Genomic DNA, 22486 nt, shown 5'->3' on the forward strand with positions numbered 1-22486 from the left:
TTGAAGGCAAAGCTATGTGGTCTGAATATTCCCTGGATGTCGTCGATGCGGTGGCCCGCACCGGCAGTTTCAGCGCCGCGGCGCACGAGCTGCATCGGGTACCGTCGGCGGTAAGTTATACGGTGAGGCAGTTGGAGCAATGGCTGGCGGTAACGCTGTTTGAGCGCCGTCATCGCGACGTGGAACTGACACCGGCTGGCGTGCTGTTTATTCAGGAAGCGCGTGGTGTCATCAAAAAAATGCTCGACACGCGCCGACAGTGCCAACAGGTCGCTAACGGCTGGCGGGGCCAATTGAAAATAGCGGTGGATATCATCGTTAAACCCCAACGCAGTCGCCAATTGGTGCTGGATTTTTACCGCCATTTCCCCGACGTCGAATTGCTGGTTCAGCCGGAGGTGTTTAATGGCGTATGGGATGCGCTGGTGGACGGTCGTGCAGATATGGCGATCGGCGCCACAAGGGCGGTGCCGGTGGGCGGCGGTTTCGCCTTTCGCGATATGGGAGATATGCGTTGGTTGTGCGTGGCCAGTCCGCATCACCCGCTGGCCGCAATAGAGGGGCTGTTGAACGACGATCAACTTCGGCCCTTTCCGTCGCTGTGCCTGGAAGATACCTCGCGCAACCTGCCCAAGCGCGTGACCTGGACGTTGGACAACCAGCGCCGCCTGGTGGTACCGGACTGGGCTTCTGCGGTGGACTGCCTGTGTGCCGGGTTGTGCGTTGGCATGATGCCCGCGCATCAGGTATTGCCTTTGGTGCAGCGCGGGGAGCTGGTGGCGCTACAGTTGCAACAGCCATTTCCCGCCAGTCCTTGTTGCCTGACCTGGCAGCAAAATACGCCGTCTCCGGCTATGGCCTGGTTGCTGGATTATCTGGGAGACAGTGAAACCTTGAATCAGGAGTGGCTAAGCGAAGAATAACGCCGGAAACCGTGAGAGTTTCCGGCGCAGATAATTAGCGGCGATAATCGATGAACGGACCGTCAGCGACCGAACGGCGCTCAACCAGCTTGGGATGAACCTCAATCACCTGCGACTCTTCACGCTTGCTGATAATGCGATCCAACAGCATGGTGAAGGCCATCTCGCCCAAACGCTCTTTGGGCTGATGAATGGTGGTCAGTGCCGGGGTAAAGTAGCGAGCGTTTCGCACGTTATCGTAGCCAATCACCGATATGTCTTGTGGTACGCGCAGGCCAAGTTCATCGGCGGCGCAGATCGCCCCCATGGCCATGATATCGCCACCGCAGAAGACTGCGGTAGGGCGTTGCTTCTGCGACAGTATCTGATGCATGGCCTTGTAACCGGACTCCGGCTCAAAGTCGCCCTGAACAATCCACTCTTCACGCACGTCGATATTGGCTTCTTCCATGGCTTTTAAAAAGCCCTGATGGCGTCCGCCACCGGTATTACGCGCCAGTTGACCCGGAATGGCCCCGATATCGCGGTGGCCGCGTTCAATCAGGTAACGCCCGGCCAGATAGCCGCCTTCAAAGGCGTTATCGATAATGGTGTCGGTAAAGTCACCGCGTGCGGCGCCCCAATCCATGACGACCATCGGGATATTGCGATAATCTTCCAGCATGCCGAGCAGTTGGTCCGGGTATTCCGAACACATGACTAACAGGCCATCGACGCGCTTTTGCGCCAACATCGCCAGATAGGCGCGTTGTTTGTCCAGATTGTTATGTGAGTTGCACAGGATCAGCGTATAGCCTTTGCTGTAGCAGCTGTTCTCCACCGCCTCGATCACTTCGGCAAAGTAGGGTGCTTCGCTCGATGTGGCCAGCAGACCAATAGATTTGGTGTGATTGACCTTGAGGCTGCGCGCCACGGCGCTGGGTGAATAGTGCAGCTCTTTGATCGCGGCGCCAACGGCCGCTTTTGTTTCTTCGGCGACGAAACGAGTCTTATTGATGACGTGCGAAACGGTGGTGGTGGAAACGCCAGCGCGTTTGGCCACATCTTTAATCGTTGCCATGTAAAGAATGACTCCTGAACTCACATGTTGCAGTATGTAAGTGTGATGTTAATCGTTTGCCTGCGTAGATCCTTCTCCAAAGAAGCGAAAACTGAGTTTTTAGTGTGTTGAAGTCGTCAGCGCTTGGTCAGGAGGGGCATTTTGCCGGTACACAGTTGTGAACTGCGAATTTTGTCCCATATTGAGCAAAAGGGGAAGAGGTAATCGGTATTATAAACTGGGAAATGATAACAAGATTTTATCGGCCAACTGTGGGAAAATGGTTTAACACATTAATTGTGTGCCTTTTACCCTTGGGAAACCCAATCTGAAAAGGAGTTGTAATGGATACCGATTTGAAAATGTCACTGTTCACCACCCTGGGTGCGCTGGCTGTGATTATCGCTTTTAGCTTCACCGCAGCATTGAACTGATACTCTTCAGTCAACCAGGCGCAGTTCGCTACGCCTGGTTGTATTTTCCCCGCGTTACGCCAGATTTTCCTCCACAAATGCCCAGTTAACCAGCGCCCAGAAGTTTTCCAGGTAGGCCGGTCGTGCGTTGCGATAATCGATGTAGTAGGCGTGTTCCCAAACGTCCACGGTCAGCAACGGTTTGTCTTCACCAGTCAACGGCGTGGCCGCATTCGACGTATTAACAATCGCCAGCGAGCCATCCGGCTTTTTCACTAACCAGGTCCAGCCTGCGCCAAAGTTTTTCACCGCGGCGTCGCTGAATTGTTCCCGGAAGGCGGTAAAAGAACCAAAAGCCTGGTTGATCGCGGCAGCCAATTTGCCCTGAGGCTCTCCACCGCCCTGAGGTGACAGGCAGTGCCAATAGAAGGTGTGATTCCATACCTGAGCCGCATTGTTGAAGATGCCGCCGCTGGAAGCCTTGATGATTGCTTCAAGGGATAATCCTTCAAACTCGCTGCCTTTCAGCAAATTGTTCAGGTTGACCACATAGGCGTTGTGATGCTTGCCATAGTGGTATTCCAGGGTTTCTGCCGAAATGTGCGGTTCGAGGGCATTTTTTTCATAAGGTAGTGCGGGCAGTTCAAACGACATTGCTTCCTCCTTGTACAGTGTCAACTCGCCGCTAAAGCAACGGACCTTAAATTGACCTGTTTTTATTGTGGGTATTTAGCTTAGCAATTTTCGCGATGAAATACAGTGGGGGCGGGCTAAAGGATTGGGTGCTTTAGGGACAGCAGGAAAATCAGTCAGGGGAGAGCGGCTGGGTAAGCCAGCCGCCAAAGAAATTATCGAATGGTTTTCGGTGTTACTACACGGCGGGCGCCGATGTAATGGTTTTGCCAGTAGTCATTGTCGAGTTGGCTGATCCGAATTTCTTCACCGGTACGCGGTGACTGAATAAATTTGCCGTTGCCCAGATAAACGCCAACATGGTCTGCCACGCCGCGGTTATTAATGCGGAAGAACACCAGGTCACCGCTTTCCAGTTCGCTTCTCTTGATCGGCGCGGCGTCTCGCAGGTGATACATTTCGTTGGCGGTGCGCGGCATTTTGATTTTCACCACGTCTTTATACGCATAGTAAATCAGGCCGCTGCAGTCGAAACCGGTTCTTGGTGAAGTACCGCCCCAGCGGTAAGGCTTGCCCATTTGGTCCATCAGCTTGGCCATCGCGGTTTGCTTGGCGTGCTGATAGCGTTTTTTGTGCGCTGGAGTCAGCTTCAACGGTTTATCATCACGCACCAGTTTTGCGGTGGCCATCCCGGCTTCGCGGTGGCGACCATAGCCTTTTTTGTAACCCTTTTTCGGCGGGGTAACTTTGATTTTGGCTATTTTCTGAGTTTTGCCTTTCGATTTGGCGCTGACGATCTTTTTAGCGGTTTTTCCCGTTTTGGCTTTGGAAACCTTGGCGGTTTTCTGCGGGGTGGTGGTTTTTGCTTTTTTGCTGGCTTTTACCGCTTTCTTTTTCTTGCGGTCATCTGGCCGGGCTTCGTTGACATGGCTTTTGCGTTGCTCGGCGGCAATACGCGCCTGTGGCGCAGCATGCGCCAGATTGAAGAATAGCTGTGTAAACAACAGCACAAAAAGCGTAAGAATTAAACGCATGTCGACGTTACCAACCTTGGCCCCGGAACAGATATCGAAAGAAGGACAGTATTCCCGAATTTCGCCATATAAAACAGCGAAGAACTCATAAATGATAATCCATATTGTGAGAAAACGTTAATGGCATTTTTTTTGCTGAAAAATCAATCCGTTGATGTATAAAAAAGCGACAATCACCGTCAGCAGGATTATTTAACGGCGCATTTTGATGGCAAAATATATTAGTGAAATGGCCAGATTAAAAATGTTATTCTGCGCATATGTTTTGACCGGAAAGGCTTTGCCGGTAAGACGCGACTGACTACGGGGAAATGCCCTTGCAAAAGATGGCGTTTTCTTGCGACTGTTCCAGCCGCTACAATGGCCGGTGTGATGCATGTTGTAGCCATAAGACTTGGCTTGAGGAAGCAATACAATGACGACGACGATTGAAAAAATTCAGCACCAGATCGCTGAGAACCCGATTCTGCTGTACATGAAAGGTTCACCGAAATTGCCAAACTGCGGTTTCTCTGCGCAAGCCGTGCAGGCGCTGTCTGCCTGTGGCGAACGCTTTGCCTACGTTGATATTCTGCAGAACCCGGACATCCGTGCCGAGTTGCCGAAATACGCCAACTGGCCGACCTTCCCACAGCTGTGGGTCGACGGTGAGCTGGTAGGCGGCTGCGATATCATCATCGAAATGTATCAGCGCGGCGAACTGCAGCAGCTGATCAAAGAAACGGCAGAGAAGTACAAACAGCAGGAAGACCAGCAGCCATAATCGGCTCGGTTTTATTGTTGGGATCCATCGGGCGGCACCAGTGAAGACTGGGCCGCCCGATTTTTTTGTCTTAGTCGGTGTTTTCGACCGCCAGTGGCCAGCCACCCAAGCGTTTCCAACGGTTGACCAGTTCACAGAACAGCAACGCGGTTTGCTCGGTGTCATACAGGGCAGAATGTGCCTGGGAACTGTCGAACGGGATATTGGCGGCGATGCAGGCTTTGGCCAACACCGTCTGCCCCAGTACCAGCCCACTCAGCGCCGCAGTATCAAAGGTGGCGAATGGATGGAAGGGGTTACGTTTCAGGCTGGCGCGCTCTGCGGCGGCCATCAGGAAGCTGTGATCAAAATTGGCATTGTGCGCCACAATGATTGCCCGGTTGCAGCCACGATCCTTAATGCCCTTGCGCACGGCTTTAAAAATAGCGTGCAACGCATCGTGCTCACTGACCGCACCGCGCAATGGGTTACTTGGGTCTATGCCGTTAAAGGCCAGCGCTTCCGGCTGCAGGTTGGCACCTTCAAAAGGCTCCACGTGGAAGTGCAGGGTCTCGTCCTGCTGCAACCAGCCGTTTTCATCCATTTTTAACGTAACGGCGGCAATTTCCAGCAGCGCGTCGGTTTTGGCATTAAATCCGGCAGTTTCTATGTCTATGACTACGGGGTAAAACCCACGAAAACGGCCACTCAGGGCGTTAAGATCACTTTTTTCGGCCATCAGTTTCTTATCTTCATCGAATGCAGCGCGCATTATGGCAAATTTTGCGCCCAGTTGCAGGCGGTTATCACGCAGATAAAAATAAGGGCGCAGGAAGCGCCCTTAATCGACCTCAGTGGCCCAGACCATGCCCAGCATGTTTGTTCTCGATCAGTTCGATCTTGTAACCGTCCGGGTCTTCAACGAAGGCGATCACCGTGGTGCCACCTTTTACCGGGCCGGCTTCGCGAGTAACCTTGCCGCCGGCATTACGGATGCTGTCACAGGTTGCGGCGACATCGTCGACGCCCAGCGCCAAATGGCCAAACGCGCTGCCCATTTCGTAGCTGTCGGTGCCCCAGTTATAGGTCAGTTCAATCACCGCACCTTCGCTTTCATCGGTATAGCCTACAAACGCCAGCGAGTATTTGTATTCCGGGTTCTCGCTGGTACGCAGCAAGCGCATGCCTAATACCTTGGTATAAAAGTCGATGGAACGTTGCAGGTCACCGACGCGGATCATGGTATGGAGTAAGCGCATAATTCCTCTGATTGGATGTGCCGTTGCCAATGGCGGATGGATTGAAGCGAAATTCAGTATAGCGTTGCCGCATAAGGGATTTCAATGTATGCCGGGGCGGGAGTGGCAGAGTTTCAGTGACATTGTCACCTTATCAATAGCAATCGCACAGTATGTGCCCTATGGTTGATGGAAATAGGTACTATACCCCTCGCAAGGAACAGCAGGGTCGGATAGCGATCCAGACTCAGGGTGAATGGCCTCAATTTATACATTTGGATCTGGTTAATATGCTTTTTTGTTTTTACCCGTGTGGAATGATGGCTACTGCCGAAGGAGATCATTAATGGATGAAATGCTGATTCTGGTGGACGCCGAAGATAATTCCGTGGGGTCGCAAACCAAAACGCTGGTGCACCAGCAGGGATTACTGCACCGGGCGTTTTCAATTTTTATATTTAATAGCCAGGGCAGACTGCTGCTGCAACAGCGGGCTTACGGTAAATACCATTCTGCCGGGTTGTGGACCAACACGTGCTGTGGTCACCCGCGCTGGGGAGAGGCGACGCAGGCAGCCGCACAGCGGCGGTTGCAGGAAGAGATGGGCTTTTGCACTGAGCTACTGCAGGTATCGAGTTTTACCTACCGCGCGGAAGTGCCAGGCGATTTAATTGAGCACGAATTCGATTATATTTACGTGGGCTTGTTTGACGGTGAACCGCAAGAGGATCCCGAAGAGGCCCACAGCTGGTTGTGGGTCGATATTCGGCAATTAGCCCAGGAGATAAAAAACGATCCTGATAAATTTACCATTTGGTTCCGCACCATAATGAACAATATCGACGCCGCTGAGATCGAACGTTGGGGAAAGTTGGTTCCCCGTTAAATTGCCCCTGAACCAAAACACGACAAAAGCCCGCCGGCATTCGCATACCGGCGGGCTTTCTTATCTGGTATTCCGCGTTATTACAGCGTCGGGTAGTCAGTATAACCTTCTGCACCGCCGCCATAGAAGGTGGCAGGCTGCGGCTCGTTCAACGCAGCATTCTGCTTGAAGCGCTCTACCAGATCCGGGTTGGCGATATAGCTGCGGCCGAAGGCCACCGCATCGATAAAGCCTTTATTGATCAGCTCTTCTGCTTTCTCGGCGGTATAAGCGCCGGCACCGACGATGACGCCTTTAAAGTGGGCGCGTACCGAGTCACGGAAGGCGTCGGAATAAGGCTTGCCGCCGGCCCAGTCGGGTTCGGAAATGTGCAGATAAGCGATATTGCGCTTGTTCAGCTCTTCCACCAGATACAGCGCCGCTTCTTCCTGATCTTCCCCGTTATCCAGGCCGTTGAACGGACCCAGCGGTGAAATACGGATGCCAATGTGTTCTGAACCCCATTCGGCGATGCTCGCGTCAACCACTTCCAACGTCAGGCGAGTGCGGTTTTCGATGCTGCCGCCGTATTGGTCGGTACGTTGGTTAGACGCTGGCGACATAAATTGGTGTAGCAGATAGCCGTGCGCCGCATGCAGCTCGATAAAATCAAAGCCGGCTTCACGTGCGTTGGCGGTGGCCTGACGGAAATCGTTGATGATCCCCGGGATCTCGTCGGTTTCCAGCGCTCGTGGGGTAGAGGTCGGCACTCGTACCCAGGCGCCGGTTTCGTCACGCACGGTGGTGCGAGTGTCGGCATTGATCGCAGAAGGGGCCACCGGTGCCTGCTGGCCCGGTTGCAGGCTGTTGTGGGAAATACGGCCCACGTGCCACAGTTGAACGGCGATATGGCCATTCTTATCGTGTACAGCCTGGGTGATTTTTTTCCACGCGGCGATCTGCTCTGGAGTGTGCAGCCCCGGAGCGCCGGCATAGCCTTTCGCCTGGAAAGAAATCTGAGTGGCTTCAGTGACGATCAGGCCGGCACTGGCGCGCTGAGCATAATATTCGCCCATTAACGGAGTAGGGATATCGCCGGGCTCAATGCTGCGCAGCCGCGTCAGTGGGGCCATAAACACGCGGTTTGGCAGGGTGATAGCGCCAACCTTCAACGGGGAGAACAACTTTTCAATCTTCATAGTGCATCCTATATTAATAGACCGGTCGACTAGTAATGTAATAAAACTGCCCCACAGGGCAAGTTTCGATAAAACCAGGGTGTTTCGTTTAAGGTTGCGGCGGACGCAACAGCAATTCAATACTTTCCAGCGCGCTGGTCAACGGTGCGACCGAGCGGCGGATTTTGGCACGCAGCGAAGCGCCAAGCCACAGTGAATACAGTGTTTCTGCCGTTGCTGCCGGGCTCATGGCAATCGACAAGGCGCCTTCGCGGATACCGCGTTCAATCGCGTCCTGCAGGTGAGCAATCACCCGGGCGGTTCCCGTTTCCAATGCATGACGCATCGGTTCTGACAGATCACTCACCTCGGCGGAAAGCTTCACCGCCAGACAGGCATTGTGGCATTCGCTGCGGCAGTGATAGCTGATTGCCTGGGCGTAATAGCTCAGCAACTGGTGGCGCGCATCGCTTTTATCGTCGGCAAACAGCTGTTTCATTTGCCCATCATAATGCTCGAAATAACGTTGCAGCATCGCTTCACCAAAGGCTTCTTTCGAACGGAAGTAGTGGTAGAACGAGCCTTTCGGCACCCCGGCCGTATTCAGCAGTTCACTCAGCCCCATGCCGGTAAAACCAAGGCGCAGGCTTAGCGTCTCGCCGGTAGCGAGCAAATGTTCACGGGTGTCTGTCGGGCAATGCGCATGTTTAGTCATAATGGCTGTCAGCATAATAGACCAATCGGTCTAGGTCAATAGCAATAAAAAAACCGGCGTAAGAACGCCGGTTGCGATGAACGGTATTTTGCCCGAGCGGGGTGAAGATGTTAAGCGGTTATGAACCGCTGCGGCAGCGTTGCAGAATATCCAACTGCGATTGATACTCGCGAGTTTGCACGTTCATCATGCCGAGCAGGGTATGGAACAGGTTGTCTTGCGAGACTTCGTCCTTTTCCGCCATATTGTTCAGACACTGGCGATCGATCTTGAAGTTGCGCTCATAGTCTGCAGACATCCACATCAGGAAGGGAACGTGGGTCTGCTGGCTTGGAGCGAAGACGTAGGGCGTACCGTGCAGGTACATGCCGTTTTCACCCAATGATTCACCGTGGTCGGAAAGGTACACCAGCGCCGTGTTGAATTTCCCGCTGTACTGCTGCAGCAGTTTGATGGTGTCGTCCAGCATGGCGTCGGTATAAAGCAGCGAATTGTCATAGGTATTGACCAACTGCTCGTGGGTGCAATCCTGGATCTGATTGCTGTCGCAGGTCGGCGAGAACTTCTGGAACTCTGGCGTACTGCGGCGGTAATAGGCCGGCCCGTGGCTGCCCATCTGATGCAGTACGATCACACCGTCGTCTTTCAGGCTGTTGATGTAGTCGTTCAGCTTGTACAGCAATACATTATCCATGCACACATCGCCGTCGCAATCCTGCGGCAGTTTCAGCTTGGTCATGTCTACGTGCGGTACGCGATCGCATGCACCTTTGCAGCCGCCGTCATTTTCACGCCACAGCACGTTAACACCGGCATGAGCCAGTACGTCTAGTACACCTTCCTGATGCGTAGCCAGAGTCGCATCGTAATCCTTGCGCGGCATGTTGGAGAACATGCAGGGGACGGATATGGCGGTTTCAGTGCCACACGAGCTGGCGTTTTTAAAATAGGTCACATTGTCTTGTTTCAGGCGCGGGTTGGTTTCGCGGCCGTAGCCCCCGAGCGAGAAATTCTCGGCGCGCGCCGTTTCGCCCACCACCAGGATCACCAGGGTTTTCTTTTGCTGTGTGGCTATCAGCGGCCCTTTGCGCGCATCTTCACCAATTTTCACCAGCGGCAGGTTACGGGTGAAGTAGCGTTGCTGGGTAAACTTGATGGTGCCGGCGACGAAGTTGGAAGGCGTCAGCATTTTCACTACGCTTTTGTTATTGCGGATCAGCGAAGCGTAGTCCTTATAAAACAGCGCGGCGATAATCAGGATCACCACCACGGAAAGCATCACGTTGGCGGCACGCAGCCCGGCCATGTACCACCAGGGGCGAGTTTTGCGGATATCGGTAAAGCAGACCGCCACCGCCGGAAGAATACCGAGCAACACCAGCCACAGCCCCATGCGGGGTGTCAGCAGGGCCGTGGCCTCCTGCGGGTTGGTCTCGAAGGCGTTCTGCATCATATTGCCGTCGATGACCACGCCATAGCTGAACATAAAGTAGTTGGCGGCCGCGCTGCCGAGCAGGAAGAAAATCATCAGCGGTTTACGCAGGAAGGGCACGGTCAGCACGCTGAAGATGATATTCAACGCGCAAAAAATCACTACCGGCATGGTGGCGGCGAAAATAACGCTGTGGACGTTATCGAAGCTGATATACGACCAGGCCTTATGAAGGAATAACGCATTCTGGAACAGAGTGAAGAACAAGGCGCTGGCGAGGATAAAACCCAGGCTGTTGCACTGTAAGCGTTGACGTAACCACATTGCCAAATCTAAGTCCTGCTATTAAGTAATGCGCTGAAATTTACAGGATGAAACTTAAGAAAACCTTAGAGATTCAGAATGGTGGCGAAGTCGTTTAGTTTTGGTTTAGAAAAAAGGTCGCCAGACCGGGGGACGGTCTGGCGATGCGATCAGTAAGCGGCGGTAAATTGCGCTTTGATAAACTGCGGTTTTTCAATTTCGTCGATGATGGCGACCGACAGATCTTCCACCGAGATACCGGCTGGCGCCTGGCCATTCATCAACAGTTTGGTGGTGCCAAGGCGGAACTGGCCGGTGCGCTTGCCAGGTTCCAACAGGGCAGCTGGCGACAAATAGGTCCAGTCGAGCGAAGTCTCGTTACGCAGTTTGTTGCGTAAATCGCGTACCGCTTGTGCGCCTGGACGGATATTTTCCGGGAATTCCGGCGTGTCCACCAATTCAACGCCCGGCGCGACTTCCAGACTGCCGGCACCGCCCACCACCAGCAGGCGTTTAACGCCGGCTTTTTTAACCGCGTCCAGGATCTGCTGTGCGCCGCGGCTGGTTTTTTCGTAAAGGTTGTCTTCCGCCCAGCCTGGGTTATAGGCGCTGATCACCGCATCCTGACCGGCCAGCTGTTTCGCCAGCCATTCGGTGTCGGCGACGTCGCCCAGCGCTATGCTCAGGTTGGCGTTTTCCGGCAGGTCTTTTTGCTGACGGGCAATCGCCGTGACTTGCAGTCCACGTGCCAGAGCTTCATCCAGCACGCGGCGGCCTACAAAACCTGTTGCTCCAATAATGGCTACTTTCATCTTTATGCTCCTGTCAGTAAAGGGGTCAGTATTAACTTTCTGCTCAGATTGACCCGAGCGGGTATAGATAATGTAGTACTTAACAATGATGTTGATTAGTGCCATATTCATGCTTTCTTGATTAAGTAAAACTTCATAATCATGGATAAACTGAATCGAATGGCGGTATTCGCCACCGTGGTGGCCGAAGGATCGCTAGCCGGAGCCGCCCGGCGACTGGGAATGACGCCGTCAGCGGTCAGCCAGCACCTGCGCTCACTGGAAAAAACGCTTGGTGTGCCCTTGTTGCACCGTTCTACACGCCGCCTGGCGCTCACCGAAGCGGGGGCGGCGTTCTATCCCGGTTGTGAGGCGATGTTGTTTCAGGCACAGCAGGCCGAACAGCGTCTGGCGGAACTGCGCGATACCCTGGTGGGAGAATTGCGCATCGCGACGACCATCGGTATCGGTGGTCGCCCGTTAGCGGAGGCGATGGCGCCGTTGTTGCAGGCGCATCCCAAGCTGACACTGAAGGTGCTGGCTGACGACCGGATTGTCGATATGATTGATCAACGTATCGATATTGCGCTGCGAGTTAATCGTCAACTGGCGGACGCCAATATGATTGCCCATCCGTTGGCCGAATGGCCGATGGTGCTGTGTGCCGCTCCTCGCTATCTCAGCCAGCATGGCGTGCCGGAGACGCCACAAGACCTGGTGCAACACCGATGGATCACCGGGGCTTTCAGCGGTGCGCATCTCGATTTGCATCACCAGAGCGGCCAGCAGCTTAAATTGCGTCTGGCGGAAGGGCAGATTGTCAGCGACAGCATGACCGTCATGCGCGCCTTCACCCGCAATGGTTTGGGGATCTCGACTCAACCCCTGTATGAAATAGAAGATGAGCTGCAACGCGGTGAGTTAATCCAACTGATGCCTGAATGGCGGCCGACACCGTTACGGCTGCATGCGATGACGCTCGAGCGGGCGATGCCGGAGAAAAATCGCCAGGCGCTGCGTTACTTGCGCGACTATTTTCGCCGCCACACCGAAAAGTCACTTGCCAGCGGCGCCGATGGCGTCTTCAATTAGCAAGAGATAACAGGAGGACGCGTGCCGCAGCAGCTTGAGTTTTTTGACATCCCCAGCCCGTGCCGAGGTATCTGCCAGGCCGATGACCGAGGCTTTTGCCGTGGCTGCCTGCGCAGCCGCGAAGAGCGCTTTGGCTGGATGCAAATGAGCGATGCGCAAAAAAGGGATGTGCTGCGCCTGTGTCACCAACGCTTCCTGCGCCTTCAGCGAGCCAATAAACAGCCTGATGAGCCGCATCCCGAACAGCCGTCGCTATTTTGACCGGTACCCGATCCGCCGCACGTTAGCGCGGCTTTCCCCTTTCCACGTCGTTACCCGCTTGTGTATGCTGGCATCAAACACTGTCATGAGGTTTCAATAATGGAAAACCGTATTCAACTCGCGCCGCAGGGGCCTGAATTTTCCCGCATGATTTGCGGATACTGGCGTTTGATGGAGTGGGGCATGTCGCCGCAACAGCTGTTGGCGTTCATTGAACAGCATATCGAGCTGGGCGTGACCACTGCCGATCACGCGGATATTTACGGCGGCTATGCCTGCGAACAGGCTTTTGGCGAAGCGATGCGGCTGAAGCCGTCATTGCGCCAGTCGATGGAGTTGGTGTCCAAATGCGGTATCGCCACTACAGCCAAACCGGGCAACGCCATCGGCCATTACATCACCGACCGCGAGCATATCGTTTATAGCGCGGAACGTTCGTTGGCGCATCTGCATACCGACTATCTTGACCTGTTGCTGATCCACCGTCCGGATCCGCTGATGGATGCCGATGAGGTCGCCGAGGCCTTTGTGTCTCTGCACCAAAGTGGCAAAGTGCGTCACTTCGGCGTTTCCAACTTCACACCGGCGCAATTTACGTTGCTGCAATCGCGGCTGCCATTCTCGCTGGTGACCAATCAACTGGAGATTTCACCGATTCATCAGCCGAGTATCCTGGATGGATCGCTGGATCAGTGCCAGCAATTACGCATCAAGCCGATGGCCTGGTCTTGTCTGGGGGGCGGCCGCCTGTTCAGCGACGCCGAGTTCCAGCCGCTGCGTGATGAGTTGCAGGCGGTGGCGCAGGAAATCGGGGCCGAGACTATCGAGCAGGTGGTGTACGCCTGGGTGATGCGTCTGCCGTCGGCACCGTTGCCGATTATCGGCTCAGGCAAGATTGAACGCGTGCGTTCTGCATTGAAGGCGCAGCAATTGACGCTGGATCGTCAACAGTGGTTCCGCATCCGCAAAGCGGCGCTGGGTTACGACGTACCTTAAGCGGCACAATAAAACGGGCAGCCTCGGCCGCCCGTTTTTAACGTTAATGTCCCGGAGTTCAGGCCAGTACCACCTGGCCGTCCGACAGGCTATCGAACCCGACCCCGACTAAAGTGACCGTATTGCCGCCAAAATTAAACACCAGATTGTCGTTCACCTCGGAAGCAAAATCACGGAAATCACCGCCCGTACTGCTGCCGTCGGTACCGATAAATACCAGCTTGTCTCGGGCCTGATAGCCGTAAATCAGATCCTGACCGAAGTCGCCGCTGAACAGGAAGGTATTGCTGCCGCCCTGGCTGTGCATAACGTCGTTACCCGCGCCTCCGACGAACACGTCATTGCCTTTGCCGCCAAACAGCTGGTCATTTCCCTCCAGACCGAATAGCCAGGAGCCGGAATCCTTGGCGGTCAGAACGTCATCGGCCGCGGTGCCGTTCGCCGAACTGGCGTAGGCGGTCAACCCCTTGGTGGAAAGTAATCCGTTGTCGGTCACCTGATGATCAACCTCTTTGGTGAAAATCAGCAGTGACGACTCTTTGCTTTTCAGCGTGCCAATCGAGTTAGCCAGAGTGATGCCACCGTCAGCATCGCGCAAATAGAGCGTATTGCCGTCGTACGCGACCTCGGTATTTTTCAATGCATGTTGCAAATCCAGGGTGTTATGGCCTTCACCGCCGGAAATAATATTAAAACCGCCATCGTCACGGAAGGTGTCATTGCCGGCGCGGCCCTCGAGATAATCATTTCCCGCGCCGCCCTTGATAAGGTCATTGCCGTCACTGCCGACAATAAAGGTTGGGCCGCTGTGTTGTTCGGCGTTACGGTTGAGGTCTTCCACCCAGGTATTGCCGCGGGTAACGTCAGAAAGATTGGAGACAATCACCGTCGAATCTTTGCTGGTCAGCGAGTAGAACTCTGAATTCAATACCCGCATCAATCCGTCCTGATAAAAGAACGGCAGGTGAGATAACCAGGTTGGCACATTGAGGATAGAGAAGGGCAGAATATTCCAGGCGGTGGAGGCATAGTGGTCGTTGAAATTAACGATGTTATTGGTAGCGGACTCTTGTGGTGCGTCATGCACGCCCAGCGTTGCCGAAGTGCGCGTCGTGCCATCCAACGCGCGGAATACCGGATCGTTTTCGTAGCCGATATTAATGACTTTATCGCCGGTTTCGTATTGGGTAGGAGAAGCGAAGGCGACATAGTTGGACTGCGCATAGAAGCCACCCCAATTGCCGTCGCTGAGCGCCGCCATGCTGTTCACGGCCAAGCCGCCGAGGCTGTGACCACTGATGGTAATGTCATCCCCACTCAGTCCGTGAGACTGGGCGAACTTGGCCACATCCTCCAGCAGGGTGCCGAAGGCTTTCAGGCTGTAATTATCGGCATAACCACTGGGGCCGAAACCGGCCAGCAGGTCATTGACCAGATCGCCGATGGTATCGGTGATTAACGATTCACGCGGGCCGCTGGTGCCGCGAAAAGCAATGCCGATGCCGGTGAGATTACCCTCGCCGTCGTATTTTCCCAGTACTTCGGCCTGTGCAGTGGTATAGCCCAGAGTTTCACCGTAATAGGTGCCACGAGCATCCGTTTTGCCCTGATAGCCTAATTGATCTGCGCTAATCAATGACCAGCCTGCGTTATTTACCGCCGCCAGCGCCGCCTTTTCCGAGTCAGGGTTCCAGGGAATACCGGGTAATCCGCCCTGTGATTGAGAGCTGCCTATCAACGCGGTGACCAGGGTAAAGGGCAGGCCCAGCCCGAAGCCGGTATTATGATAGCCTTCATCAAAACCATTATCGATATTGTGATAGGCGTAGGTGGAAATTGCCATAGCATCGGTAAATAACGCTTTGGACTTCGCCTCATCGAGGCCTTGATAATTAAAGATTCCCATATCAGTTCCTTATGAATTAGCTGCGTTGCCGGGTTAATCTTTGAATAGCTATTGCAGCGAGTCGCAATGAAATGAGTATGCCGCACGGCGTCTGGTCGGAGGACCGACATCGGTAGAATTATTATTAGTAGTAATTATTAAGAATGCGAATTTGATCGCCAAAATTGTGCGTGTTTTGTGCGGTGACGCGGCAGCTTCCCCTATACTGAACACTCACAGAGACTTCAAGGAGATTGATTGATGAAACACTATTGGTATGCGGCCTTTGGTTTGATGGCCTGCGGCGTTGCTCAGGCGGCGACGGTGGATGTTGACATGAATCTGGTGACCGGACAGGGAATTGGTCAGGATATTGGCAAGGTGACGATCAGCGAAACGCCTTATGGTTTGTTGTTTACGCCACAGCTCAAAGCCTTGCCTGCCGGCGTGCACGGTTTTCACGTTCATGAGAAGGGCAGTTGCGAACCGGGAATGAAGGACGGCAAGGCCGTCGCGGCGTTGGCGGCCGGCGGACATCTTGATCCACAAAAAACCGGTAAGCACCTTGGGCCGTACGCCGACGGTCATTTGGGGGATTTGCCGGCTATTTACGTGACCGACGACGGCATGGCCAGCTACCCGGTGCTGGCGCCTCGGCTGAAAAAAATCAGTGAAATCAGCGGCAAGGCACTGATGGTGCACGCCGGTGGTGATAATCACTCCGATCATCCCAAACCGCTGGGTGGCGGAGGCGAACGCTTCGCCTGCGGCGTGATTAAGTCATAACAACGGTTAGCGGGCGGTGGATGTCGTCGCTGCGCTATCAACAGGGACAATCGCCTGTTGTAGCTGCTGCAACGAACAATAAAGCCGCCAAATCAAGCCTGCCAGATCGCGCGCCGCCTGTTCAGGGTGGTGCGCCAGCGCAGTACTCATGCGCTGCAGTTCTTGCAAGCTGGCGTCCAGCGAACTGTGCTGCACGCCTTTCTCCGTCATGATTCCCCGCAGGCAATGAATACAGACGTCGCGAACCGCCGAGAGCGGATCGGAACGGGTTTGCCAGTCACGCAGTTGCCAGACGATATGGCTGCAGTTGAGCAGCACCACGCCCCAGCGCAATAACCAACTGCGCGCTTCTTGATCCTGACTTTGATTCAGTTGGCTGATGCGATGATAGATTCGCGATTCAAACTGGCTTTCGCTTTGCTGCGGTTTTTTGCTTAACTGATCGATAAAGTCCCGCCGCAGGGCGCGGATAATGCGCCGACTTTTGCGTTTGTCCGAGCTGGGTCGCAATATTTGGAAGGCTAAACCGGCCAGCAATACCCCGACAATCTTCCCGATGCTGTCATTGATAAACGACTGATAGTCGTAGCTTGGTGGATTGGTGACGGAAAGAAAAGAGCCCATGAATACGATCAGTTGGCCCCAGAGTGCGGCGTAGGAGGGGTGCTGCAGCTTGATCATCTGCATCGTTACCAGCACCGGGAACAGAAAGGCACAGAACAGCCAAAAATCATCAATCTGAATCATCAGGCCAAATTTCACCACAAAGCAGGCAATTGACAGCAGCAGCACCGCCTTTAGCAGGGTAGTGATGCTGTTGATGGGGGACGGCGTGGAAGAGTAGAGCACGCAGCTGATAGCTATCAGCGTCAGGGCCGAGCTGCCCGCGTCCCATTGGGTGTTAATCCAGTAAGCGCAACCGATGACAATGCACAAAAAGGTGCGCAGGCCGTTATACGCCGCTTCGTAGCTGTCGGTGTGACGGGCCAAAGAGGTGACGCGCGGTGGCTGAATATCGCTGACCGGCGTGGCGCTCTCCAGACGCTGCAACCAGCGGCTGGCGCCCAGATACAGCCAGCAGAAATGGCGCAGACGCAGCCAGAAGGCGCGATGACGATAGTTGGCGGGATCTTGCGGCGCAATCTGTTGCAGTATGCGCGCCAAACGGTACTTGTCAGTCTCGGGGTTACGCAGCTCGGTCAGCAGTTGCTCCAGCACGCTGGCCAGGTTGTCCGGGCGATCCGGCCAGTTCAGCAGCATACGGCGCAGGCTGGAGATCACGCTGGTAATACGTAACTGCTGGTGCAGCATATAGTTGAGCAGATTATTCTGTCGGCGTAGCCGGTAGTGGCTCCAGAAAGCCTGAATACGCAGCAAGTTCATGGTCAGGATTTGGCCGATAACCCCTTCGTGCGAGGTACGCATCTGCACGGTGATTTCCGGCTGCCACAGCATCGCGGCATGTTCCAATAATCGCAGATGCATGCGCCGCAACGAGGTTAACAAGGCTTCGCCGTCAGAGGTGCTGGGCAGGATCATCATCATCAGACCGCCGCACAGAATACCGGTGATGACCTCACAAACGCGCGCTTGGGCAATATCAAAGATCTGCTGAGTGTCCGTCACGTTGACGGTGCTGAAGGCGATGATGGCGGCGGTGTAGCCCGCCAGCGCGAAGGCGTAGGAAACGTTGTTCTGATAGTGGTTTGAAATGTAAGTGCACAGGCCGATCCAGGCGGCGATAAACAGCGTGAACAGCCAGGGGTCATTCAGGCAGTGCCCGGCGATGGCCACCGATGCGGCAGCGCCGACCAGGCTGCCGAAAACCCGGCCGATGCTTTTACTGATTACGCCGCCGACGGTGGGGAAGCTGACTACCGCGGCCGATGTCAGCGCCCAGTAAGGTTCGTCAAGATTGAGAACAAAAGCGACCCACAGTGACAGGCACATCGCCAGTGAATTGCGCAGTGCATAACGCCATTGTCCGCCGGTGGCTTTTCCCCAAGGGGTACGGTTCCATTCCAAAAAAGGCAGGTTCACACGTTAGCCTTACTGATGAATCGAGATGGTGCAGGTGGTGCCGGCTACCAGGGGCAAATCAGTCGGGACATTCAGCAATTTTATCCGGACTGGCACACGCTGAGCCAAGCGCACCCAAGGTACATTGGGTTTAACATCCATTAATAAATCTGCGCTGCTTTCGACGCTTTGATCGTAAATGGCGCGGCCAATACTCTCCACCTGCCCCTGGAGCGGAATGTTGCCATTATATAAAACGATGTCGGCTTTATTGCCCTCTTTTATATGTTTTAACTTGGTTTCTTCAAAATAACCGAGCACATAAAACGAGTGCATGTCGACCAGCGCAACCAGAGGAGAACCGGCGCTGGCGTAGTTACCCACGCGGGTTTGTAAATTGGTGATATAGCCATCGGTAGGGGCATAAATTTTAGTTTTACTTAAATTCCATTTTGCCTGTTCCAGATTAGCCTGTGCGGCTTTATACGCGGCTTTCATTGCCTGCGCCGCTAAATTTGACTCATCCATATCTTCCGCTGAAATAACATTTTTCGGCAGGCCGCGGCGGCGAGCCGCCTCATGATCGGCCTTAGCCAAATCAGACTGCGCTTTTGCCAGCGCGGCCTCAGCATTGTCCAGCGCAATCTGGTAAGGCACGGGGTCGATCGTAAAAATCAGACTTCCCGCAGGTATGAACTGATTGTCATGAACGGTTATTTTCTCTAATCTTCCAGAAACTTCTGGTGTGATATTGACGAGTTCGGCGCGCACCTTTCCATCGCGGGTCCAGGGGGATTGCATATAGTAATTCCATAACCACCAACCGGCACAGATGGCAATGGCACAGACGATTACCGTAGAAAAATATTTTAATGTTTTATACGTCATGAGTTACCAACTCGCTAAAAGCCACAGGGAGCCGCTGACGGCGATGACGAAAATAGACAAATCCATCAGCATAGGGTGCCAAATTTCGCCGGAATAAATCCAGTCTCGCAACAGGTGGTGTACCAGTAGCCATAAAATCAGGCCGAGCAAAACAGCCTTAAATAGGGGCGGAAAATAAAGCGAGGCGCCCAGCACCAAATCGGGTAGCGGGGACGAGGCATGAAGCCATGAAGTATTCACATTAACAATCCCAGTGAGTGAATATGTTGAGCGGTTGCATAGAGAATAAACAATAACTGATCAAAATGGTGGCTATTTCCACAATATACATTATATACATTTGTGTTTTTAATGTGAGTTACTCAAAATAGTCTAAGCTCTGGGAGGGTATGTTAGCATGCTAATTATAAGGAGGGGTAAGTGGAGTCAACATTAGGTTCAGATTTAGCACGATTAGTTCGTGTATGGCGCGCGCTCATCGATCATCGGCTCAAGCCGCTGGCGCTCACGCAAACGCATTGGGTTACTTTGCACAGTATCAATCGTTTGCCGCCGGAGCAGTCACAGATCCAGCTGGCTAAAGCGATCGGCATTGAGCAACCGTCATTGGTTCGTACTCTGGACCAACTGGAAGAGAAGGGGTTGATTACTCGCCACACCTGCGCCAACGATCGGCGTGCAAAGCGTATCAAACTGACTGAAGCGGCCGATCCCATCATCCGGGAAGTGGACAGCGTCATCAGCTCTACGCGGGGCGAGATTCTGAGCGGCATTACTACTGATGAAGTACAACTGTTGGTTAGTTTAATTGGCAAGCTTGAGCAAAACATCACTGAACTACAAAATAAACAATAAGAATTTCTTTTTATTCGATTAGATTTCACAGCATCGGAAATGAAACCGGAGGCCTAAAGCCTCCGGTTTTACCCATCTGTATCGCTTACAGCGGAGATACGGTAATGGTGTCGCCAGTACGAGCCATACGAACACGCTGGCCTGGGCTGAACTTGGTTGCGCCCGCCTTCTGAACCACCACGATATTCTCTTTCTGGTCGGTCTTGATTTCCAGCTCGTAGCCTGAGGTACGGCCGGCGGCTTCGCCGATGCTGTTACCCGCCACGCCACCGGCTACTGCGCCGGCTGCGGTTGCCAGGCTGCGACCGGTACCGCCACCGACGGTGTTACCGAGGAAGCCACCCAATACGGCACCACCGATTGCGCCAATGGTATTCGACGTTTCACCACCCTGGATCTTGACTGGGCGCACCGAAACCAGCGTGCCATAAGTCACGGTTTGAACCTGTTTGGCCTGCGAAGCGGAATAAACGTCGCCGGACATGGATTCATTGGCGCACCCTGCCAGCGTAACTGCGGCGATAGCAACGACGAGAAGACGCTTGATCATATAAAACTCCTGTTGGTAGTAGTCCATAACCTGGGGAACCTTTCCAGGCCAGATTCAATGAAAATGATAGACAAAGTATGGCTCAAACGCACGCACATCACCATGACCCGCTACTGCATGCAGCTTAACGTTGCGCTGTTCAACCAATAATAAACGGTGGTTTAGCTTTATAACAGCGCCGCAGGAAATTCCGTTGCGCGTTGAGCCATCGTTTAGCGCTGGTTATCAACCGGGGAAGTGAGCAGAAAAACAGGCGCATTGCTCACAGAGGTGAAAAAAGACAACAGAATTCATGGCGTTAATGTTTTAATTCTGGTTTATTTATCAGGTCAAAATTTTGTTTCCCCGCACAGGGTAAAGGATGTTGCTATGAAGTCAGGCCGCTATATAGGTGTTATGTCCGGCACCAGTCTGGATGGCGTCGACGTGGTGCTTGCTGCGATCGACGGACGAATGGTGGCGCAGCAGGCCAGTTACAGCCATCCGATGCCGATTCAGCTCAAGCAGGATATTCTCGGTATGTGCCAGGGGCAACAGACCACGCTTGCTGCAGTGGGGCGACTGGATGCGCAGCTCGGCACCTTGTTTGGTGAGGCGGTGCTTGGCCTGCTAAAGCAAACCGGCGTGTCGGCTCAGGACATCACCGCCATCGGTTGCCATGGCCAGACGGTATGGCACGAGCCCGAAGGCGACGCCCGTTTTTCTATGCAATTGGGCGATAACAATCGCATTGCCGCGCTGACCAACATCACCACCGTGGGGGATTTCCGTCGGCGCGATATGGCCTATGGGGGCCAGGGCGCCCCACTTGTGCCGGCCTTCCATCAGGCGTTGTTGGCGCACCCGGTGGAACGCCGCATGGTGCTGAACATCGGCGGCATTGCCAATCTTTCGATGTTGTTGCCGGGGGCGCCGGTGCGCGGTTTCGATACCGGGCCGGGCAATATGCTGATGGACGCTTGGGTATGGCGCCATCGCTCGCAGCCTTACGATAAAGACGGCGCCTGGGCGATGGAAGGCCGTGTCTGCCTGCCTCTGTTGCAGCAGATGCTGGCCGATCCTTACTTTGCGCTGCCGGCACCGAAAAGTACCGGCCGTGAGTATTTCAATGCGGCCTGGCTGGAACGTCAGCTTACGGGACTGCCGGCGGTCAAGCCGGTTGACGTACAAACTACGTTGGCGGAACTGACGGCGATCACTATCTGCGAGCAGGTCCAGTTGGCTGGCGGGTGCGAACGCCTGTTGGTCTGCGGTGGTGGGGCGCGTAACCCATTGCTGATGGCGCGGATGTCGGCGCTACTGCCCGGCACCGAAGTGTGCCTGACTGACGATTTCGGCATCAGCGGCGATGATATGGAAGCGCTGGCCTTCGCCTGGCTGGCGTTTCGTACCTTGTCTGGCCAGCCCGGCAATCTGCCTTCGGTTACCGGTGCCAGCCGTGAAACCCTGCTGGGTGGGATTTATCCGGTTTTGCCTTTAGGGGGCCGTTAGCTCTGTTAGGATAGAAATCGACAGATTTCCCTAAGGAGCAACAGCATGAAAAAAATCATTATTGCCGCCGGTGTACTGGCGTTGGCCGGTTGCAGCTACGTTCTGCCGCAAAGCAGCCAGACTCTGCATTATCAGTGTGGTACCACGCCACTGACGGTGGCGCTGGATGGCAAGGAGAGCACCGTCAGCATGTTGATGGATGGCGAGCAACTGACGCTGAAGCAGGTGCTGGCCATGACCGGCGCAAAATACAGTGACGGTAAATACACCTTCTGGTCCAAGGGCCAAAACGCCTACCTTGAGCGTAATGGCAAAGTGATCATGAGCGACTGCACGCTGGCGAATTGATCCGGCGGT

General features: G+C 54.2%; 25 protein-coding genes. 11 read left to right on the forward strand and 14 right to left on the reverse strand.

Annotation, left to right across the window (positions count from 1 at the left end; translation table 11 throughout):
• Positions 1-14: 14 nt before the first annotated feature.
• Positions 15-923 carry a DNA-binding transcriptional activator PunR gene (gene punR, locus AAZT04_RS06750; protein WP_434679371.1) on the forward strand — a complete coding sequence of 303 codons (909 nt, stop codon included), beginning with the start codon at positions 15-17 and terminating at the stop codon, positions 921-923.
• Positions 924-957: 34 nt separating this feature from the next.
• Here punR and purR read toward each other — a convergent pair whose 3' ends face one another.
• On the reverse strand, positions 958-1983 hold the full coding sequence (gene purR, locus AAZT04_RS06755; protein WP_020826669.1) for an HTH-type transcriptional repressor PurR: 1026 nt from the start codon (positions 1981-1983) through the stop codon (positions 958-960).
• Positions 1984-2306: 323 nt separating this feature from the next.
• On the opposite strand from purR, the gene AAZT04_RS06760 reads away from it, so the two are divergent.
• Positions 2307-2396 carry a YnhF family membrane protein gene (locus tag AAZT04_RS06760; protein ID WP_020826670.1) on the forward strand — a complete coding sequence of 30 codons (90 nt, stop codon included), beginning with the start codon at positions 2307-2309 and terminating at the stop codon, positions 2394-2396.
• A gap of 54 nt (positions 2397-2450) precedes the next feature.
• On the opposite strand, the gene sodB is transcribed toward AAZT04_RS06760, so the two are convergent.
• Positions 2451-3029, reverse strand: coding sequence for a superoxide dismutase [Fe] (gene sodB, locus AAZT04_RS06765; RefSeq protein ID WP_020826671.1), 579 nt, complete (start codon positions 3027-3029; stop codon positions 2451-2453).
• A 194-nt stretch (positions 3030-3223) separates the two neighbouring features.
• Positions 3224-4042, reverse strand: coding sequence for a C40 family peptidase (locus AAZT04_RS06770; RefSeq protein ID WP_401659497.1), 819 nt, complete (start codon positions 4040-4042; stop codon positions 3224-3226).
• A gap of 415 nt (positions 4043-4457) precedes the next feature.
• Between AAZT04_RS06770 and AAZT04_RS06775 the strand changes: the two genes are divergently transcribed.
• Positions 4458-4805, forward strand: a complete 348-nt coding sequence (locus tag AAZT04_RS06775; RefSeq protein ID WP_020826673.1) for a Grx4 family monothiol glutaredoxin — start codon at positions 4458-4460, stop codon at positions 4803-4805.
• Positions 4806-4875: 70 nt separating this feature from the next.
• Here AAZT04_RS06775 and rnt read toward each other — a convergent pair whose 3' ends face one another.
• Positions 4876-5556, reverse strand: coding sequence for a ribonuclease T (rnt, locus tag AAZT04_RS06780; protein ID WP_020826674.1), 681 nt, complete (start codon positions 5554-5556; stop codon positions 4876-4878).
• A gap of 79 nt (positions 5557-5635) precedes the next feature.
• Positions 5636-6043, reverse strand: a complete 408-nt coding sequence (gene gloA / locus AAZT04_RS06785; protein ID WP_041414525.1) for a lactoylglutathione lyase — start codon at positions 6041-6043, stop codon at positions 5636-5638.
• 325 nt (positions 6044-6368) lie between these two features.
• Here gloA and idi point away from each other — a divergent pair, with 325 nt between their 5' ends.
• Entirely contained in the window at positions 6369-6908 is a 540-nt protein-coding gene (idi, locus tag AAZT04_RS06790) for an isopentenyl-diphosphate Delta-isomerase (protein ID WP_048762688.1), read from the forward strand.
• Positions 6909-6988: 80 nt separating this feature from the next.
• Here the strand turns inward: idi and AAZT04_RS06795 are convergent, their stop codons facing one another.
• From AAZT04_RS06795 to AAZT04_RS06810, 4 genes are all read right to left on the reverse strand, one after another.
• Complete coding sequence (locus AAZT04_RS06795) at positions 6989-8086, reverse strand: alkene reductase (protein WP_020826677.1); 1098 nt, start codon at positions 8084-8086, stop codon at positions 6989-6991.
• A gap of 88 nt (positions 8087-8174) precedes the next feature.
• Positions 8175-8795: a TetR/AcrR family transcriptional regulator gene (locus AAZT04_RS06800; RefSeq protein WP_020826678.1), complete on the reverse strand. Its 621-nt coding sequence runs from the start codon at positions 8793-8795 to the stop codon at positions 8175-8177.
• Between the two features lie 103 nt (positions 8796-8898).
• Positions 8899-10536 carry a phosphoethanolamine transferase EptA gene (gene eptA, locus AAZT04_RS06805; protein ID WP_434679530.1) on the reverse strand — a complete coding sequence of 546 codons (1638 nt, stop codon included), beginning with the start codon at positions 10534-10536 and terminating at the stop codon, positions 8899-8901.
• Positions 10537-10685: 149 nt separating this feature from the next.
• Positions 10686-11327: an NAD(P)-dependent oxidoreductase gene (locus AAZT04_RS06810; protein WP_020826680.1), complete on the reverse strand. Its 642-nt coding sequence runs from the start codon at positions 11325-11327 to the stop codon at positions 10686-10688.
• Between the two features lie 141 nt (positions 11328-11468).
• On the opposite strand from AAZT04_RS06810, the gene AAZT04_RS06815 reads away from it, so the two are divergent.
• The 3 genes from AAZT04_RS06815 (at position 11469) to AAZT04_RS06825 (ending at position 13655) form a co-directional block, all read left to right on the forward strand.
• The gene (locus AAZT04_RS06815; protein WP_434679377.1) at positions 11469-12398 is read left to right on the forward strand and encodes a LysR substrate-binding domain-containing protein; all 930 of its coding nucleotides are present in this window, start codon (positions 11469-11471) and stop codon (positions 12396-12398) included.
• A 21-nt stretch (positions 12399-12419) separates the two neighbouring features.
• Positions 12420-12659 (forward strand): DUF1289 domain-containing protein, encoded by a 240-nt coding sequence (locus tag AAZT04_RS06820; RefSeq protein WP_129940464.1) that lies wholly within the window; start codon positions 12420-12422, stop codon positions 12657-12659.
• Positions 12660-12758: 99 nt separating this feature from the next.
• On the forward strand, positions 12759-13655 hold the full coding sequence (locus tag AAZT04_RS06825) for an aldo/keto reductase (RefSeq protein ID WP_020826683.1): 897 nt from the start codon (positions 12759-12761) through the stop codon (positions 13653-13655).
• Positions 13656-13713: 58 nt separating this feature from the next.
• Here the strand turns inward: AAZT04_RS06825 and AAZT04_RS06830 are convergent, their stop codons facing one another.
• Entirely contained in the window at positions 13714-15561 is a 1848-nt protein-coding gene (locus AAZT04_RS06830) for a polyurethane esterase (protein ID WP_434679380.1), read from the reverse strand.
• Between the two features lie 240 nt (positions 15562-15801).
• Between AAZT04_RS06830 and sodC the strand changes: the two genes are divergently transcribed.
• Entirely contained in the window at positions 15802-16326 is a 525-nt protein-coding gene (gene sodC, locus AAZT04_RS06835) for a superoxide dismutase family protein (RefSeq protein ID WP_020826685.1), read from the forward strand.
• A gap of 6 nt (positions 16327-16332) precedes the next feature.
• Here sodC and AAZT04_RS06840 read toward each other — a convergent pair whose 3' ends face one another.
• Genes AAZT04_RS06840 through AAZT04_RS06850 form a run of 3 tightly spaced genes read right to left on the reverse strand, consistent with a single transcriptional unit; the run spans position 16333 to position 19473 of the window.
• Entirely contained in the window at positions 16333-18366 is a 2034-nt protein-coding gene (locus tag AAZT04_RS06840) for an FUSC family protein (protein ID WP_129940468.1), read from the reverse strand.
• Between the two features lie 9 nt (positions 18367-18375).
• The gene (locus AAZT04_RS06845; protein WP_041414529.1) at positions 18376-19233 is read right to left on the reverse strand and encodes an efflux RND transporter periplasmic adaptor subunit; all 858 of its coding nucleotides are present in this window, start codon (positions 19231-19233) and stop codon (positions 18376-18378) included.
• A gap of 3 nt (positions 19234-19236) precedes the next feature.
• Positions 19237-19473 carry a DUF1656 domain-containing protein gene (locus AAZT04_RS06850; RefSeq protein WP_104410897.1) on the reverse strand — a complete coding sequence of 79 codons (237 nt, stop codon included), beginning with the start codon at positions 19471-19473 and terminating at the stop codon, positions 19237-19239.
• Positions 19474-19653: 180 nt separating this feature from the next.
• Between AAZT04_RS06850 and slyA the strand changes: the two genes are divergently transcribed.
• A complete protein-coding gene (gene slyA, locus AAZT04_RS06855) occupies positions 19654-20088 on the forward strand; it encodes a transcriptional regulator SlyA (RefSeq protein WP_434679383.1) in 435 nt (144 codons plus the stop codon).
• 85 nt (positions 20089-20173) lie between these two features.
• Here the strand turns inward: slyA and AAZT04_RS06860 are convergent, their stop codons facing one another.
• The gene (locus AAZT04_RS06860) at positions 20174-20638 is read right to left on the reverse strand and encodes a glycine zipper 2TM domain-containing protein (RefSeq protein ID WP_041415361.1); all 465 of its coding nucleotides are present in this window, start codon (positions 20636-20638) and stop codon (positions 20174-20176) included.
• Between the two features lie 369 nt (positions 20639-21007).
• On the opposite strand from AAZT04_RS06860, the gene anmK reads away from it, so the two are divergent.
• Both anmK and AAZT04_RS06870 read left to right on the forward strand, forming a co-directional pair.
• On the forward strand, positions 21008-22129 hold the full coding sequence (gene anmK / locus AAZT04_RS06865; RefSeq protein WP_046373688.1) for an anhydro-N-acetylmuramic acid kinase: 1122 nt from the start codon (positions 21008-21010) through the stop codon (positions 22127-22129).
• Positions 22130-22174: 45 nt separating this feature from the next.
• Positions 22175-22477, forward strand: coding sequence for an MliC family protein (locus AAZT04_RS06870; RefSeq protein ID WP_020826692.1), 303 nt, complete (start codon positions 22175-22177; stop codon positions 22475-22477).
• Positions 22478-22486 lie beyond the last annotated feature (9 nt).

It is taken from the genome of Serratia sp. Je.1.23.a (assembly GCF_051129805.1).
Taxonomy (GTDB): Bacteria; Pseudomonadota; Gammaproteobacteria; order Enterobacterales; family Enterobacteriaceae; genus Serratia; species Serratia liquefaciens.